Origin of the sequence: Streptomyces melanosporofaciens (genome assembly GCF_900105695.1) — a bacterium.
Taxonomy (GTDB): Bacteria; Actinomycetota; Actinomycetes; order Streptomycetales; family Streptomycetaceae; genus Streptomyces; species Streptomyces antimycoticus.
The window spans coordinates 10016560-10033528 of record NZ_FNST01000002.1 but is presented as its reverse complement, the minus strand read 5'-3'; the positions used below and the strand labels follow the sequence as shown (position 1 = coordinate 10033528).

Annotated in this window: 13 protein-coding genes; 6 read left to right on the top strand and 7 right to left on the bottom strand. The window is 71.3% G+C overall.

Annotation, left to right across the window (positions count from 1 at the left end):
• Positions 1-7: 7 nt before the first annotated feature.
• Complete coding sequence (locus BLV72_RS45220; protein WP_208905955.1) at positions 8-754, bottom strand: TetR/AcrR family transcriptional regulator C-terminal domain-containing protein; 747 nt, start codon at positions 752-754, stop codon at positions 8-10.
• A 96-nt stretch (positions 755-850) separates the two neighbouring features.
• On the opposite strand from BLV72_RS45220, the gene BLV72_RS45215 reads away from it, so the two are divergent.
• Positions 851-2392, top strand: coding sequence for an MFS transporter (locus tag BLV72_RS45215; RefSeq protein ID WP_093469778.1), 1542 nt, complete (start codon positions 851-853; stop codon positions 2390-2392).
• On the opposite strand, the gene BLV72_RS45210 is transcribed toward BLV72_RS45215, so the two are convergent.
• The 5 genes from BLV72_RS45210 to BLV72_RS45190 all read right to left on the bottom strand — a co-directional run bounded on the left by BLV72_RS45210 (position 2372) and on the right by BLV72_RS45190 (position 8713).
• Positions 2372-3349, bottom strand: coding sequence for an iron-containing redox enzyme family protein (locus BLV72_RS45210; RefSeq protein ID WP_093470909.1), 978 nt, complete (start codon positions 3347-3349; stop codon positions 2372-2374). The two genes, BLV72_RS45215 and BLV72_RS45210, sit on opposite strands and share 21 nt — an antisense overlap.
• 130 nt (positions 3350-3479) lie before the next feature.
• Positions 3480-4958: an aminotransferase class I/II-fold pyridoxal phosphate-dependent enzyme gene (locus BLV72_RS45205; RefSeq protein ID WP_093469776.1), complete on the bottom strand. Its 1479-nt coding sequence runs from the start codon at positions 4956-4958 to the stop codon at positions 3480-3482.
• A 140-nt stretch (positions 4959-5098) separates the two neighbouring features.
• The gene (locus BLV72_RS45200; protein WP_208905954.1) at positions 5099-5614 is read right to left on the bottom strand and encodes a DUF6328 family protein; all 516 of its coding nucleotides are present in this window, start codon (positions 5612-5614) and stop codon (positions 5099-5101) included.
• A 164-nt stretch (positions 5615-5778) separates the two neighbouring features.
• Entirely contained in the window at positions 5779-6009 is a 231-nt protein-coding gene (locus BLV72_RS45195) for a DUF6480 family protein (RefSeq protein ID WP_093469774.1), read from the bottom strand.
• 154 nt (positions 6010-6163) lie between these two features.
• Positions 6164-8713 (bottom strand): ATP-dependent Clp protease ATP-binding subunit, encoded by a 2550-nt coding sequence (locus BLV72_RS45190; RefSeq protein ID WP_093469772.1) that lies wholly within the window; start codon positions 8711-8713, stop codon positions 6164-6166.
• 473 nt (positions 8714-9186) lie between these two features.
• Here BLV72_RS45190 and BLV72_RS45185 point away from each other — a divergent pair, with 473 nt between their 5' ends.
• Positions 9187-10710 (top strand): hypothetical protein, encoded by a 1524-nt coding sequence (locus BLV72_RS45185; protein ID WP_342030714.1) that lies wholly within the window; start codon positions 9187-9189, stop codon positions 10708-10710.
• On the opposite strand, the gene BLV72_RS45180 is transcribed toward BLV72_RS45185, so the two are convergent.
• The gene (locus BLV72_RS45180) at positions 10637-12760 is read right to left on the bottom strand and encodes a P-loop NTPase family protein (protein ID WP_093469770.1); all 2124 of its coding nucleotides are present in this window, start codon (positions 12758-12760) and stop codon (positions 10637-10639) included. The genes BLV72_RS45185 and BLV72_RS45180 overlap by 74 nt on opposite strands.
• 411 nt (positions 12761-13171) lie before the next feature.
• Between BLV72_RS45180 and BLV72_RS45175 the strand changes: the two genes are divergently transcribed.
• Genes BLV72_RS45175 through BLV72_RS45165 form a run of 4 tightly spaced genes read left to right on the top strand, consistent with a single transcriptional unit; the run spans position 13172 to position 16892 of the window.
• Positions 13172-13672: a 2Fe-2S iron-sulfur cluster-binding protein gene (locus BLV72_RS45175; protein ID WP_342030713.1), complete on the top strand. Its 501-nt coding sequence runs from the start codon at positions 13172-13174 to the stop codon at positions 13670-13672.
• Entirely contained in the window at positions 13669-14652 is a 984-nt protein-coding gene (locus BLV72_RS45170) for an FAD binding domain-containing protein (protein WP_093469768.1), read from the top strand. Before BLV72_RS45175 ends, BLV72_RS45170 begins: the two co-directional genes overlap by 4 nt.
• Positions 14653-14661: 9 nt before the next feature.
• Entirely contained in the window at positions 14662-14931 is a 270-nt protein-coding gene (locus tag BLV72_RS50855) for a hypothetical protein (RefSeq protein WP_280143048.1), read from the top strand.
• Entirely contained in the window at positions 14925-16892 is a 1968-nt protein-coding gene (locus BLV72_RS45165) for a molybdopterin cofactor-binding domain-containing protein (RefSeq protein WP_280143047.1), read from the top strand. The genes BLV72_RS50855 and BLV72_RS45165 overlap by 7 nt, the downstream gene beginning before the upstream one ends.
• Positions 16893-16969: the final 77 nt, after the last annotated feature.

The following is a 16969-nucleotide window of genomic DNA, read 5'->3' as shown; positions in this document are numbered from 1 at the left end:
GAACCGCTCACGCGTGAGCGTCGGGGGACGTGAGACCGGCCAGCAGCAGGCGCATGCCACGGTGGAAGTGGGATTCCCAGTCGTCCTCCTCGAGGAGGGGGAAGTGACCGGCGAGGGTGGGGTAGTCGTCGATGTGTGCGCGGATGTGGGCGTCCACGGCCGAGCGGGTCGCCACCTCGTCGGAGCGCTGCTTCCACACCGCTTCGGAGGAGGCGGAGCCGATCACATAGTGGGTGATGGTGGCCGCGGCGGACGACAGGTAAACCCCTTCGAAGCCGCCCGTGGTGAGCGCGGTGTAGGCGAACTCCGAGGAGCGCAGGGCGTTGGGCCCCATGAGGGGGCGCGAGTTGGCCAGGGCCGCTGCCCACGGGTGGTGCAGGAGAGCGGAGCGCAGGCCGGTCATGAACGCCTCGATGTCCTCCTGCCATGAGGCGCTGTGCTCCTCGGGGAGGTCGAGTTCGGCGAAGACGGCGTCGAGGGCCAGGTCGAGGACGTCGTCCTTGGTGGCCACATGCCAGTAGAGGCTGGTCGCGTGGGCGCCGAGCCACTCGGCGAGCCGGCGCATGCTGAGCTTTCGAACGCCGTCGCGATCCAGCAGCTCGACGGCGGTGGCGATGATCCGCTCATGTGACAGCTGAGGACGGGGGCGGGACGTCTTCTCGGCGCGGAACCATACCGCTCCCGGCGCGTTGTCCAGCGCCTTCTTTCCCTTGGTCCCGCTCGTTCCCTTGGTCCCGTTCGGCTTCGCGCTCACGAGCCCGCAGCCTACCCCGTTGCCGCCACCGTTCCCTCACTCCTACAGTGTTGGGTAGATTCCAACAGTGTTGGATAAGTGGAACGAGGGAGGACCATGGGAGACGAAGAGGGCCACCCACGGCGGTGGGCGATCCTGGTGGCCTTATGTGCCGCCCTGCTCGTGATCGTGATCGACAACACCGTCCTGCATGTCGCGGTGCCCGCCATAGGCGATGCCTTCGACGCCTCGGCGGACCAGCTCCAGGCGGTGATCGACGCCTATGTCGTGGTCTTCGCCGGGCTCCTCATCACCGCGGGGGTCCTCTCCGACCGCTACGGCAGGCGGCGCACCCTCGTCCTGGGGCTGCTGGTCTTCGGGGCGGCGTCGGCGCTGGCCGCGACGGCCCCGTCGGTGTGGTGGCTGATCGCGATGCGGTCGCTCATGGGGGTGGGCGCGGCGCTGGTGATGCCCGCGACGCTCGCGGTCCTCATCGTGGTCTTCCCCGAGCCTGAGCGCCCGCGGGCCTTCGCGGTGTGGAGCGCGGTCGCCTCGGTCGGCATGGCGGCGGGGCCGCCGCTCGGTGGCGCCCTGGTGGACATGTGGAGCTGGGCCGGGGTCTTCCTGATCAACATCCCCGTGGTGGCGGTGGCCCTGTTCGGGGTCGTACGGCTGGTACCCGAGACGCGGGCGCCCGATGGCCGGGGGCTGGATCTGCTCGGCACCGTTCTGGTCACCGCGGGCATGACCGGCCTGGTGTGGGCCCTGATCGAGGCCCCGGTGCACGGGTATACCGCGCCCGCGGTGCTGGCCGGGGCGGCGGTGGCGCTGATGGCGTTGGCCGGTTTCGGTATACGACAGCACCGCTCCGCGACGCCGATGGTCGATCTGCGGCTCTACCGCGACCGGCGGTTCTCCGGGGCCGGCTTCGCGGTGGCGGTGATGACGATCGCCACCGGCAGCACCCTCTTCGTGCTGAGCCAGTATATGCAACTGGTGCTGGGCTACAGCGCGTTCGAGACCGGTCTGGCCGCGGTGCCGCTCGCGGTGGGGGTCGTGGCGGGCTCGACCGTGGGCGGCCGGGCCCCGGCGAGGTTCGGGCCGCGGGCCTGCATCGTCGCGGGATTCACCGTCACCGCGGCCGGGTTCGTGGTGCTGGCCTCGCTCTCCGAGGGCAGCGGCTATGCGACGGTGTCCATCGGGCTGGCGCTGGCCGGTGTCGGATCCGGTGTCGCCGGGCCCTCGGCCACCAGCACGGCGCTGGGGGCGGTGCCGCCCGAGCGGGCCGGTATGGGATCCGCGCTCAACGACACCCACCAGCAACTCGGCATCGCTGTGGGCGTGGCCGGGCTGGGCAGCCTGCTCGCCACCGTCTACCGGGGCGAGCTGCCGGACGGTCTGCCCGACGACGCGATGTCCTCGCTCGGCGCCACGCTGTCCCACGCCCGGGACCACGCGGACGACGGGGCGCTGGCCGATGCGGCCCGTTCGGCCTTCACCGACGCCCAGTCCGTCACGATGAGCGTCGCAGTGGCGGCCGCCCTGGTCGGCGCGGCCGTGGCGCTGTTCGTGCTGCCTGGCCGCACTACCGGGGCGACGGCGCCCGAGCCGGAGTCCGAGGAAGCGGGACAGCCGGGATCACAGCGGGGCGCGGAGTGAGGACCGGCCCTCCCGCCAGGCACCCATAAGCTCCTCGGCGAGGCGGTCTTCCAGAAACACGGTGGCATCGACGCCGAACGCCACATCCGCGGCCAGTTCCGGTTCGCGCTTCAGGAGCTCGTCGATCACCCCGTGGCGTACGACCTGCTCATGGACGGCGTCGGCCTCCACATGCTCGGTGTAGAAGAACACCGCCGCCTCACCCGCACCGAACCGTCGCAGCGCCTGGGCCAGCCGGTCGGACGCGGGTGAGGAGGTGATCTCGACTGTCGCGAAGTGTCCCACCAGAGCGCCGCGCAGCGCCCTGTGCAGCCCCAGCAGCGACATCATGTTGACCACCGCCAGCATCCGCGCCGATGTGGCGTCCAGATAGTGGTTGTACGTGGGATCCAGAGCCAGGTCGGTCATCAGGTCGGCGAACAGCTCCTGGTGCACCCGCTCGCCGTGCCCGGCCCCGAACTCGTCGTACTCCACCGCCGCCATCGCCGCCTTGGCCTGGCCGCGCAGCCGCGGAATGACCCACACATGCGGGTCGGCCTCCTTGAGCTGGTACAGCGACCGATGCGCGATGTACTCACGCAGCTGCCACAGCTCACCCTCGTCCCGGAGATAGTGCGACACTCCCGTTCCGTCGGCCGGCTCCACCAGCAGCTCGGCCACGGCGGTGTCCGGGTCGTCGTGGGTCGTGGCATCGGAGCGCAGCGCCGCCAGAAAGCGGCGCTCCAGCGCCTGCCGCACCCGGAGCAGATCCGGGTCCCACTCCCAGGTGTCGTCCACACCGGAGAAGCTCTGGTAGTGCAGTTCGTAGCACACGTACAGCGCGAGCTGCAGATCATCGCCGTAGGGATCGGCCTGTTGGAGCGACGGGCCGACGGGCAGTGGCGTGCCGCCGGGCTCCCGTACGAGGGCGTCGACGAGCGCGCCGGACACCTCTCCCCGCGCCGTGGGCAGGGGCATCAGCCGGGTCGGATTCGCCGGACGCGTTTCGCTCACTGTTCCCTCTGCCTCCGTTGTGGTGGGTTGTCTCTGTCGTCGTGGCCATCTCTGTCGTGGTCGGCCCGGCCTCGAGCCGACCTGCGCCGGTGCGTCAGTCGGCTCCGGTCCCTTCGACCAGGACGCGGATGGTGTTCAGCGCGGGGTCGGCCGCGTCGGGGAGGTTCATCCCGGCCTTCACTCCGGTGCGCAGATAGTCCAGGACCGGCTGCTTCAGCACCTCGCCGGGCAGCACGGCCGGTATGCCCGGCGGGTAGGGCGTGACCATCTCGGCAGCCACCCGGCCTGCCGCGCGGGCCAGGGGCAGGTCCTCCACGGAGCCGAAGTAGGCGTCCCGCGGCAGGCAGGACTGCTCCATCCGCAACTCGCCCGGTGCGGGTACGGCCACCTCGGGAGCGGGCCGCAGATCGGCCGCTTGGCCGACCAGGTCGCGCAGCGCGGTGAGCAGCGGGCCGGTCGTCGAGGGGTCGTCGGCGTGGGTGAGCTGGGTGCTGATCCGCCGGTGGTCGGCCAGGTGGGCGTTGATGTCGTGGTGTTCCCGGAGCCAGTCGGCCGCCCGGTAGCCACTGACCGCGAGCTCGGTGAGATCGATGACGACCGGGAACGGGTCGAAGTCAACGGCGAGACCGGGGCCCACGTAGTCCGCCCGCCCGTCCACATGGAGTCCGTCGACGGCCGCGATCTCCTCGCGTACCGCATGCGCCCGGCGCAATGCCTCGCCGAGCAGTTCCTCGCCGTTCAGCACCATCTGCCGACGCCATCCGTCCATTCCCGCGTAGAGGAGCACGGACGGACTCGTGGTGCCGAGCAGATCGGCGCGGGACTTCAGGACGGCCGGGTCGATCAGGTCGCCGCGCAGATGGAACACCGAGCCCTGCTCCAGACCGCTGCCCATCTTGTGGATGCTGGTCACGCAGACGTCGGCACCCGCGTCCATGGCCCAGCTCGGCAGCTCGGAACAGAACGGCAGATGCGCTCCCCACGCCTCGTCGACGATCAGCGGGCGTCCGCGCCGATGGCAGATCTCGGCGATCGCCGCCAGATCGGCGCAGGATCCGTACGGAGTGGGGCTGGTCACCAGGGCGCCCCTGGCCTCCGGATGTGCATCGAACGCCCGCTCGAATGACGCGGCCGACGGGGGATGGGCGATGTGGCGGGCACCGTCCCATTCGGGTTCCACCCAGACCGGCCGGACGCCGGACATGACCAGGCCCGAGATCACCGATTTATGGGCGTCACGACCCACCAGCAGGGTCTCGTGGGGGCCGGCGACCGCCAGCATCGCCGCCTTGACGGAGAGCGAGCTGCCGCAGGTCGAGAAGAACGTGTGCTCGGCGCGCACCGCGTCCGCCATCAGCTCCTCGGCACGCTCCAGCACGCGGCCCGACCCCAGCCGGTCGTCCAGGCCCCCGAAGGCGAGGAGGTCGGTGCGGAACACCTCCTCACCCAGGACCTTGACGACCTCCGGGTCGGCGCCCCTGCCCTGTTTGTGCCCGGGCGGGGTGAAGGGGAGGGCCCCACGCTCGTGGTAGCGGGCCAGGGCCTCCAGGACGGGAGCCTGCATATGATCCATGGGCCACGGGTGCCCCGCCACCTGGACGGGAAACCGTGCGGCGCCGGGCCGGACGGGCCGAGCGTCGCAGCCCTACAGCGGACTTCAGGCGCCCGTCAGCGGCCCTTCAGGTGCCCGTATCGGCGCCCCTTCAGCGATCCTCAGCTATCCCTGCGCGAGCGATGGAAAAGCCAGGCCGCGGGGACGAACCAGCAGAGCACAAACCAGATCAAGGCCGCGGCCGCCAGCCAGAACGCGGTGGCGTCGGCCACGACGACACGCAGGATCAGCAGCAGCGCCGAGGCCACCGTGCACAGCAGCAGCACCAGCCCGGCCACGGTGAAGCGGGAGGCCCAGTCCACCGTTTCCGGCTTCAGCCGGCGTCCGGTGACGATCCGGTGCAAGGAAACCGGCGCGATCAACGCGCCGGTGGCCGCCGCCCCCAGAAGGACGGTCGCCACATAGATGGACCGATCCACCTGGCCAAGGCTCTGGAAGTGCGGGGTGAAGGCGACCGTGAGCAGGAAGGCGAAGAGAATCTGCACGCCCGTCTGCGTCACCCTCACCTCCTGCAGCAACTCGGCCCACTTGCGGTCGGCCCGCTCCTCCCGGGTCTCCACACGGCCGGACCGCACTTCACCGTCCTCGTTCCTCGGCGCCTCGTGGTCGTCATGCATCAACGGGCCTCCTTCGCGTCCACCCCCGTGTTCCCAGCCGCTCCGAAAGGTGAACATGCGGTGCGAGGCCACGAGTCGGTGGAGAGGAAGGAGAGCGACACCTGGCACAAGGCACTCCGACACCCCGAGTGCCGGGCACGCGGGGGCCGGGCCTCCGAGGTCACCTACAGCACGGCGATCGCGAACGCGACGCAGAAGGCCGCGAACAGCACCACAAAGGCCCAAATGATGATCGTGGGGCCCTTCGACCAGCCCTTCGTGGGGTTGTACGTCTCCTGGGGGCCCGCTTCCGAGAGGCCGTCCTCGGCCGGTGGGGTCTCCCCCGGGGGCACGCCCACGCTGGGCCGTAGTCCGGAGTTGCGCTCGCGGTCCGGGACTGGGTTCGTCTGATCCATCACCGATGCGCTCCTTTCCGCCTTTGGGGCGCCGCTTGCCCGGGGCCCGCCACCCCGCACGACCCGTACGAGGCGGTGGCCCCGGTGGACTCTCTCCACGATACGGCGGAAAGCGCGCCGGGCACGGCGTGGCGTTCGCGGCCCACCGTGAGCGTCACGGTTGCTTCGCGTTCGAGGCCGTGCCGGTGGTGTGGAACACCAGGTGTCCGTCCGCGACCTCGACCCGGGCCCGGTCGCCGGAGGAGATGTCGCCGTCCAGCAGCAGCCGCGACAGCCGGTTGTCGACCTCACGCTGAATGGTGCGGCGCAGCGGCCGGGCACCGTAGGCGGGTTCGTGGCCCCGCCGCGCGATCCAGTCGACGGCCTCGGGGGCGAACTCGACGGCGATGTCCTGGGCGTCCAGCCGACGGCGGGTCTCCTCCAGCAACAGATCGGTGATCCGGCGCAGATGCTCGTCCGTGAGCTGCCGGAAGACCACCATCTCGTCGATGCGATTGAGGAACTCGGGGCGGAAGTGCTCGCGCAGCGGTCGCAGAACGCGCTCGCGCCGGGCCTGCTCGTCCGTCTCGGACTCCGCGGTCCCGAAGCCGAGCGCACCGCGCCCACCGATGGCCTCGGAGCCGAGGTTGCTGGTCATCACGACGACCGTGTTGCGGAAGTCGACCGTACGGCCGTGGGCATCGGTGAGCCGGCCGTCGTCGAGCACCTGGAGCAGTGTGTTGAAGACGTCCGGATGGGCCTTCTCGATCTCGTCGAGCAGGAGCAACGCGTAGGGGCGGCGGCGCACCGCCTCGGTGAGCTGCCCGGCCTCCTCATGGCCGACGTAGCCGGGTGGGGCGCCGACCAGCCGACTGACGGTGTGCCGCTCCTGGTACTCGCTCATGTCCAGCCGGACCATCAGGTCCTCGCTGCCGAACAGTGCCTCCGCCAGCGCCCGCGCGAGCTCGGTCTTGCCGACGCCGGTCGGGCCGAGGAAGAGGAAACTGCCGATGGGACGGCCGGGGTCGGCCAGTCCGGCCCGGGAGCGCAGCACCGCCTCGGCGACGGCGCCGACGGCCTCGTCCTGCCCGATGACCCGCTCGGATAGGTGTTCCTCCAGCCCGAGCAGGCGGGCCTTCTCCTCCTGGGTGAGGTTGCTGACCGGAATCCCGGTCTGGCGGGATACCACCTCGGCGATGTCCTCGGCGGTGACCTCCAGGCTCTGCCCGTCGTCGGGTTCCGTGCCGTGGTCGGCCTCCATCCGGCGGTTCAACTCGCCGATGCGGTCGCGCAGTTGGGTGGCCCGCTCGTACTCTTCCGCGGCCACCGCCTGGTCCTTGTCCCGGGCCAGCTGCTCGACCTCGCGTTCCAGGGTGCGCGTGTCGGTTCCCTTGGTACGCGAGCGCAGGCGCACTCGGGCGCCGGCCTGGTCCATCAGGTCGATGGCCTTGTCGGGCAGGAACCGTTCGGTGAGGTAGCGGTCGGACAGCTCCACGGCGGCGACCAGCGCCTCATCGGTGAAGCGGACCTGGTGATGGGCCTCGTAGCGGTCGCACAGGCCACGCAGTATCTCCACCGCGTCGGCCGCGGAGGGCTCCGGGACCAGGACGGGCTGGAAGCGCCGGGCCAGCGCCGCGTCCTTCTCGATGTGGCGGCGGTACTCCTCCAACGTGGTGGCGCCGATCACATGGAGTTCGCCACGGGCCAGGGCCGGCTTGAGCATGTTGCTCGCGTCCATGGAACCGCCCTCGGTGCCGCTCGCTCCCGCGCCGACCACGGTGTGCAACTCGTCGATGAAGACGATGAGCCCCTCGGAGTGTGTACGGACCTCGTCGATGATGCCGCTCAGCCGCTCCTCGAAGTCGCCGCGGTAGCGGGTACCGGCGACGACGGCGGACATGTCCAGGGCGACCACCCGGCGGTCCAGCAGGATGTCCGGGACGTCTCCCTCGGCGACGCGCTGGGCGAGCCCTTCGACGATGGCGGTCTTGCCGACACCGGCGTCGCCGATCAGTACGGGGTTGTTCTTGCCCCGGCGGGACAGCACCTCGACGGTCTGCTCGATCTCCTGCTCACGGCCGATGACCGGGTCGATGCGGCCCGCGCGGGCGAGGTCGGTCAGGTCGCGGCTGAACTTGTCGAGGGTGGGCGTGTCCTGCCGCCGGCCGGACTGCTGCCCGGCCCCGTTGACCGGCGGCCGGCCCGGTGTGCTCTGTGGGCCGCCCTCGGCCGCCGTGGGGCCGAAGGGGAGGGAGTTGAGGATGCGGCCGGCCGTGGAGTCGTGGTTGGCGGCCAGCGCCCCGAGCACATGCTCGGGGCCGATGTAGGAGTCGCCGTGGGCACGGGCCAGTTCATGCGCGTCCAGCAGGGCGCGCTTGACCGCGGGGGTGATGGACAGCTGGGTCCGTGGCGGTCCCTCGCCGCTCGTCCGGTCGATCTCCGCGGCCAGCGCGTCGGTGTCGGCGCCCGCCCCCGCCAGCAGAGCCCGGGTCGGCTCGGTGGCCAGCGCCGCACGCAGCAGATGCCTGGTGTCCAGATCGGTGCTGCCGTGTTCGGCGGCGTAGGAGGCCGCGTCGGCGACGAGTTGCCGGGCGGGGTCGCTCATCAGGCGGCCGATGTCGATTTGGCGGAGGCCGGGGCGCGGCCCGCCGCCGAGGAATCGCGCCATGAATTCCTCGAACGGGTCTGGACCGAAGTCCCCCGGACCCATGAAACCGCTGCTCATGGCCTTCCGTTCCGCGGTCCCGGCCAGGCGTGCGGACCGGGCCCGCTGTCTTGACAGGCGTGATCCTTTCCGGGCGCGGGTGCCCGGGAGGCGCCCGGCTTACACCTGCGCTCCCCCGGCTCGTACGGCCGCGGCGGACCACGTCGCGGCCGGGCGTCAGCGTGCGCTCGATCACCTGGCTAGGGTGATCCGGCATACCGAAGACGTCGCGTGACCAGCAGGAGGTGGCGAGTGGGGGCAGCCGATCCCCTGGCGATTCGGGTCCCGGTCGGGGAAGGCTCCGGTCGCTGGGCCAGCCGGGCCACCCCTCGCCGGGTCCTGCTGGTGGTGCACAACGTCACCTCTGCCGGACGCCTGCTGGACGTGCTGCCGCTGTTCCACGACGACTTTCGGGTGCAACTGCTGGCCACGTCGACGGAGTCATCCGCCTTCCAAGGGGGATCCGCGAGCTGTTCGCCGAGCTGGGGCTGCCCGTGCTGCCCTGGGAACAGGCGCTGGCAACGCCGGTGGACCTGGCGGTTTCCGCCAGCTTCGGCGGTCGACTCGACCGCCTGCACGGCAGGTTAGCCGTACTGTCCCATGGCGTCGGATACACCAAGAAGCTGCTGGTGACGGAAGCCGGAGGCCACGAGCCGACGTTCGGGCTGTCACCGGAGTGGCTGCTCGCGAACGGCGAACCCTTCGTGGACGGCCTCGTGCTGTCCCACCCGGAGCAACTGGAGCGGTTGCGGCGCGTATGCCCCGAAGCCGAGGAGGCGGCCGTCCTCGCGGGCGATCCGTGTTTCGACCGCCTGCTGGCCGGCCGCGCCTACCGTGAGCGGTTCCGGCGCGCCCTGGGTGTGCGGCGCGGGCAGCGGCTCGTGGTGCTCAACTCCACCTGGAATCCGGAGGGTCTCTTCGGAAACGGCGGTGGCCATGACATCCTGCCGAGTCTGCTGCCACGGCTCGCCGCCGAGTTGCCGGCCGACGATTACCGGCTGGTGGCCGTGTTGCATCCGAACATCTGGTACGGGCACGGCCCGGGGCAGATCCGGGTGTGGCTGGACCGGGCCCGCCGCAACGGTCTCACCTTGATCGACCCCGTGCACGCCTGGCGCCAGGCCCTGCTGGCGGCGGATGTCGTGGTGGGGGATTTCGGGGCGGTCTCCTACTACGCCGCGGCGCTGGGCATCCCCGTACTGCTGGCGTCCGCCACACAGGACAGGCTGGATCCCGCGGCGCCACTCGCCACGTTCGTCCGGGAGGCGCCGCGGCTCGATCCGCATGGCCCGCCACGGGATCAGCTGGAGGAGCTGCTGGCGTGGCACCGCCCGCTCGCCGGTCCGGCGGAGTTCACCAGCTCGGCCCCGGGCGCCTCGGCGGCGTTGCTGCGGCGGCTCTTCTACGGCCTGATGGATCTCCCCGAGCCCGCGGCCCCCGCGCTGCTGGAGCCGCTGCCCCTGCCGCCGTACGACCCCCCACGGCGCACGGCTCCCCTGAACGTCCGTACCCATGTGCACGGAACCGAGGTCCGGATCGAGCGCACCACGGGGCACCCGTACGACGCGGTCGGCGAAACACACCTCGCCGTGCACGAGGACACCCGGGACCCCGGCGACCTGGCCCTGGCCGATGTGATCGTACGCGAGGGGCAGCCGGACGACCCCCGCCTCGGTGGCCCGGAGGAGTGGAGCGCGGAGGTGCTGGACCGGCATCCGCACTGTGCGCTCGCCGTCTACGTGAGCGGGCCGGACCGGTGTACGGTGCGCGGCCGGGAGCACGGCGTGTTCCAGCTGAAGGCGGGCCCGGGGGCGGACGCCGACCCGGCCGCGTACGCCTCCTCGCTGCACGCCTGGCTGGCGGGCGGCCGGACCGTGCCGTCCGGTGGGACGACGCTCCGGGTGCACACGGCCGGCGGCGTGCACCCGGTGGCGGTGGTGCCCGCTAGCGCGGGGTTTGGCAGCTCAGCCGCAGACGGGCGAGATGGTTCAGGTGCGGAGTCGCCTTCTCCGGGTTGAGCAGGCGCTCGGCCTCGTCGATCTTCGTCAGCGCCCCGGCGTGGTCGCCGGCGTCGCGCAGCGTCTCGGCGAGGTCGGTGAGGGCGCGGGCCTGGTTGTACGCCTCTCCCCGTTCGGCGAAGAAGTTCCGCGCGGCCTCCAGACGGACGCGGGATTCCTCCAGCCGGCCCAGACCGCGCAGGGCTCGCCCCTGGTGGCGTTCGGCCAGGGCGAGGGCACGTGGCAGATCCTCCGCGCCTTCCTGGCCGGGAGCGATCCGCCGGTAGAGGCGCTCCGCCTCGACGAACCGCTCGTATGCCGCGTCGTACCGCCAGTCGTTCAGCTTCAGCAGGCCCAGCATCTCGACGGACGACGCCTCCCCCCGTAGGTGTCCCGCGGCGCGTTCACACGCGGCGGCGGTGTGCACCGCGCGGTCGGCCTCGTTCCACAGCCTCAACTCTCCCAGGCAGTGGCCCAGTTGGAAGTGGAGCGCGCCCGCCATGCGGGAATCGGCGTGATGCCGGTCGGCACACCGGGCCGCGATCCGCAGGGCGGGCAGCACCTCGTCCCAGAACCCGGCCTTCAGCTGCACCGGCCACAGCGCGCGGGCCATGCGCATCGCCGTGTCGATGTGCTGGTACTCCTCCGCCACGGAGACCGCCCGGACCACGTTTCCGGTCTCGGCCAGCAGCGCCGCCATGCCCTCGGCCTCGTCGCGGTGCGGAGTGCCCTGCGCCGGTGCCGGTTCGGTCCGCCAGCTCTGCGGCAGCGCCGCGTGCGCGGCGTGCAGGGCTCGGTTCAGCAGCCCGTCGAGGGCCCGGGACGTCGCCGCGGAGCACTCCGGGATCCCGTGTTCCAGGGCGGCGGTGTCCGCCAGAACGCGACGCACCTCGGGCCGGAAGCGGTACCGGCCGTCGCCCAGGGCCTCCACCAGCTGGGCGTCGGCCGCTTCGGCGAGCATCCCGGCGGCTTCCTCCTGGCCGACCGCGGCGGTGTCCCCCGCCAGCCGGGCGTCGATCGCGGGCCAGCCGCCCAGAGCGGTCAGCCGGCAGAGCCGTGCCGCCTCCGGCCGAAGGCGGTGGCAGGCGCTGCGCACCATGCCGTGGACCGGATGGCGCGCCGTGGACTCCGCCACGTCTTCCGGCAGCGGCGGCTCCTCGGCGAGCAGGCTCATCGCCGCGGCCTTCAGGGCGAAGGCGTTGCCCGCGCAGTGGCCGAGCAGGGACGGCATCCGGGGCTTGGCCAGCGCCACCTTCTCCGGGCCTGCCACCTTGCGCAGCATTTTCACCGCGTCCCGGTCGCTCAGGGGCGGCACCTCGATGCGCTCCGCCTCCAGCGCGAAGGCCGGACCGGAGGCGACCACCAGCAGGAAGACCTCCGGCGTGGCCGGGACAAGGGCGCGGACCTGCGCGGCCGAGGACGCGTGATCGATCACCACGAGCGCCCTGCGGCCGGCCAGCAACCGGCGATAGAGGTCCACACGCGCCGACTCCGCGGGCGGAATCTCCTCGGGTTCGACGCCCATCTGCCCCAGCAGGCGCAGCACGACGGCAGACGGCTCCAGTCCGCTCTCCCCGGCGGCATCCCGAAGGTCGACGTAGAACTGCCCGTCGGGGTACTGAGCGATCTGCTCGGCACCCCAGTGGAGAGCCACCGCGCTGGTTCCGATCCCGGGCGGCCCGTATAACAGCGCGACGCGTGGCCGCCCCGCCGCGGCGCGGGTCGCCTCCCGCTTCAGTCGCCGCAAGACGGCCTGACGGTCAGTGAAATCCCGTGTGGCAGGCGGGAGTCCGGCTCCTGGGCGGAGCGCCACGTCGTCGTCCTGCAAGGTCCGCAGCAATATGGCCCACTCGCCACCGCGCCGCGGATCCCCGCTGAGGCGCGCGTGCATCTCCCGCGCCAGCACCTCCCACCCCTCCGGGGTGGCCGGCAGCGGCGTCTCCCGCCCCAGGGTCCGTCTCACCAGTGCGCCCGTCGACAGCAGCATCTGCTTGCCCATCTCCCCGGCGGCGCCGTTCCCCGCCGCGGTGAGGAATGCGGTGAGCGCACTCACCGTCACGACCTCGAACACACCAGCCCCTCCCCTGGTACCCATCCGGACCTTGGCCGGACTGTATCCCCGCAGCCGCCACAGGAGACAGCCGAGTCTCGCCGACTCCGCTCGACGGCCGCCCACGCGACCACGATAGGCGACAGACGCACAACACACTGTCACTTTCCTCGGGGTACGGAACCGCCGGCGGCCGCGCCGTCGATGACGGAACCCTCGCCGTGCGACGGTCGCGTTCTTGCGAGACGCTGGGAACAGGGGAGCGTGCCCGGGTAGTGGCGACGGGCCGCCCGCGGGGTCGCGCCCGGCAGTGGCGCCGCACATCCGGGGTGACCTCTGCACCTAGTGAGGAAGGCGGGCCGTGATGAGCGCTTCGGATACGGACGCCAGGAGGCGGAGCCAGGGCGAGCCGGCCCCCTCTCGGCGATCACGTTGAACGTCAACGATCAGGTGCGGCGGCTCGAGGTGGATCCGCGGACCTCGCTGCTCGACGCGCTGCGCGAGCAGCTGCGCATGAGCGGGACCAAGAAGGGGTGTGATCACGGGCAGTGCGGTGCGTGCACGGTGCTGATCAACGGCCGGCGCGTCAACTCCTGTCTGACGCTCGCCGTCATGCACGAGGACGACGAGATCGTGACGATCGAGGGGTTGGGCGATCCCGACCACCTGGGCCCCATCCAACGGGCCTTCGTCGAGCGTGATGGCTTCCAATGCGGCTACTGCACACCCGGCCAGATCTGTTCGGCCGTCGGCATGCTCGCCGAGGTGGCCGCGGGCTGGCCCAGCCACGCCACCGCAGACGTGTCCGCGCCGCGGATCACCTTGACCGATGACGAGATCCGCGAGCGGATGAGCGGCAACATCTGCCGGTGCGCCGCCTATCCGAACATCGTCGCGGCCATCCGCGACAGCGCGGAGGGAGGCTCGCGATGAGATCCTTCACCTACGAGCGGGCGACGGACGCACAGGACGCCGTCACGGCGGTGGCGCGAACCGGCGCGAAGTTCATCAGCGGCGGCACCAATCTGCTCGACCTGATGAAGCTCGACATCGAGGATCCCAGCCATCTGGTGGACATCAGCCGGCTTCCGCTGCGGGACATCGAGGAGCTGTCGGACGGCGGGCTGCGCATCGGCGCCCAGACGCGGAATTCGGACGTGGCCGCCGATGCCCGGGTGCGCACGCGCTATCCGGTGCTGTCGGAGGCGTTGGTATCGGGGGCCTCGGGCCAGTTGCGCAACAAGGCGTCCACCGGCGGAAATCTGCTGCAGCGCACGCGCTGTCCCTACTTCTACGACACGGCCGCGGGCTGCAACAAGCGGACCCCCGGATCCGGTTGCGCGGCGATCGGCGGGTTCAACCGGATACACGCGATCCTCGGCGCCAGCGACTCCTGCATCGCCACCCATCCCTCGGACATGGCCGTCGCGATGGCCGCACTCGACGCGGAGATCGAGCTGCTCCGGGCCGACGGCTCGGTGCGCCGCGTCGCCATCACGGACTTCTACCGGCTGCCGGGCGACACCCCGAACATCGAGACCGTGCTGGCTCCCGATGAGATGATCACGGCCGTGGCGCTGCCCTCGCCCCCGCCGGGCCGGCAGATCTACCGCAAGGTGCGCGACCGGGCGTCGTACGAGTTCGCGCTGGTCTCGGTGGCGGCCGTCGTCTCGGCCGATCAGGGGACGATCAGCGAGGCACGCGTGGCATTCGGCGGAGTGGCGCACAAGCCGTGGCGGTCCGTCGAGGCGGAGGACGCGCTGACGGGCCGTCCGGCCACGATGGCCACCTATCGCGCCGCGGCCGAGGCGGCGCTGCGCGACGCGGTCGGACGGGGTGACAACGACTTCAAGATCGAGCTGGCCAAGCGCACGCTGTGCCGCACGCTGGCGCAAGCGGCCCAGCCGGGCTGAGGAGGCGAGATGATCGGGCAAGCCATGCAGCGTGTCGACGGTCCGCTGAAGGTCGCCGGCCGGGCCGCCTACGCCTACGAGCACTGGGAGGCCGGCCAACCGCTCTACGGGTTCATCGTCGGCGCCACGATCGGCAAGGGCCGCATCATCGAGATCGACACCGAGGACGCCGAAGGCGCACCCGGAGTGCGCATGGTGATGACGCATCGCAACGCCCCGAGCAGGGCATCCGCGATGAGTCCATTCCGTTCGAATACTGGCGCGCCCAGCCGGTGCTGACCGGCCCGGACATCCACTACTACGGCGAGCCGGTGGCGCTGGTCGTCGCCGAGACCTTCGAGCAGGCCCGGGCGGCGGCCGAGCTCGTCGAGGTGGAGTACGCGGGCGGGCGGGGGCGCTTCGCCTTCGCCGAGCACGAAGGTGAGGCGTACGTCCCGAAAACGGTCAACGCCGGACTGCCCACGGACACGTCGGTGGGCGATTTCGATGCTGGATTCGCCGGCGCGGCGGTCAAGGTCGACCAGCACTACACGACGCCGTATGAGCTCTCCCTGCCCATCGAACCGAACGCGTGCATGGTGGCGCCGCGTGATGAGGACCTGATCGTCTATGTCAGCTCCCAGATCGTCGACGCGGCGCAGGCATCGATCGCCAACACCCTGCGGATCGACCCGGCGCGGGTCCACGTCTTCACCCCCTTCGTCGGCGGCGGATTCGGATCCAAGCTGGGCATCCACTCCGAGACGATCCTGGCCGCGCTCGCCGCTCGCGAGCTCGGCCAGCCGGTCAAGGTCGCGCTGACCCGGCAGCAGGTCTTCCAGCTCGTCGGCATGCGCCCCACATCCAACCAGCGGGTCCGACTGGGCGCGGATCGCGACGGACAACTGGCCGCCATCGCCCATGACGTCACCATGCACACCAACCCGGACGTGGAGTACGCCGAGCAGACCGCCGCCACCAGTCGCAGCCTCTATGCCGCGCCCCACCGGCTCACCAGTCACCGGCTCACACCGCTCGACCTGCCGCGTGGGACGGACGTCCGCGCGCCGGGCGAGGAGCCCGGCCTGCTGGCGGTCGAGTCGGCGATGGACGAGCTGGCCGATACGCTCGGGATGGACCCGGTCGAGCTGCGGATCCGCAACGAACCCACCCTCGACCCCGAGCGAGGCGTGCCGTACAGCGACCGGCACCTGGTCGAATGCCTGCGCGAAGGCGCGAGCCAGTTCGGCTGGGAGCACCGCCCCGCCACTCCTGCGAGCAGGCGCGAGGGACGGTGGCTGGTCGGCTACGGGATGGCCGTCGCCATCCGGGTGCATCTCCAAGGGCCGGCCGCGGCGCGGGTGCGGTTGGAGGCGGACGGCACCGCCGTCGTCCAGACGGACATGACCGACATCGGCACCGGCACGTACACCATCCTCACTCAGGTCGCGGCCGGCGGGCTCGGCCTGCCGCCCGACCGGGTGCGCATTGAGCTCGGGCGTTCCGACAACCCCACGAGCTGGGGATCCGGTGGCTCGTGGGGCGCCGCCAACTCCAGCACCGCGGTGCACCGGGCGTGCGCGACGCTGCGCGAGAAACTGCTGGCCGAGGCGCACGACGACACGCGCTCCGCGCTGCGGGGCCTGGACCCGGCGGACGCCGTGTTCTCCGACGGCGACGTCCGCATCGGTGGCGAGTCGGAGCCGCTGAGCGAGCTGGTCGCACGCAACCACCCCGGCGGTGTGGAGGCAGAGGGCGAGACCCGCTTCATGGGCGATGAGCCCAACTACACCAACTACTCGATCCACACCTACGGAGCCCATTTCGCCGAAGTGGGCGTGGACGCGGACACCGCCGAGATCCGGCTGCGGCGGATGCTAGGCGTGTTCTCCGTGGGCCGCCTGCTCAACCCGAAGACGGCCCGCTCGCAGCTGATCGGCGGCATGATCTGGGGCGCCGGCGCCGCCCTCGAGGAAGAGGCCGTCGTCGACCCACGCTCCGGCGCCTTCGTCAACCGGGACTTCGCGCAATACCTGGTGCCCGTCAACGCCGACATCCCCGACGTCGAGGCCGTCGTCCTGGACGGATACGACGACAAGGCCAATGTCCTCGGCGCGAAGGGCCTCGGCGAGTTGGGCATCTGCGGGGCGGGTGCGGCGGTGGCGAACGCGGTGTTCAACGCCACCGGGGTGCGGGTGCGCGACTTCCCCATCACGCTGGAGAAGCTGTTGCCCGGGCTGCCACCCATGGAGGACGCCTGAACGCGCGCGACGGCCGTGCCGATGTGTCGGCCGGCAGGACGTGCTTCGAGAGGCTGGGCAGCCCGCGTTCTGTCCGG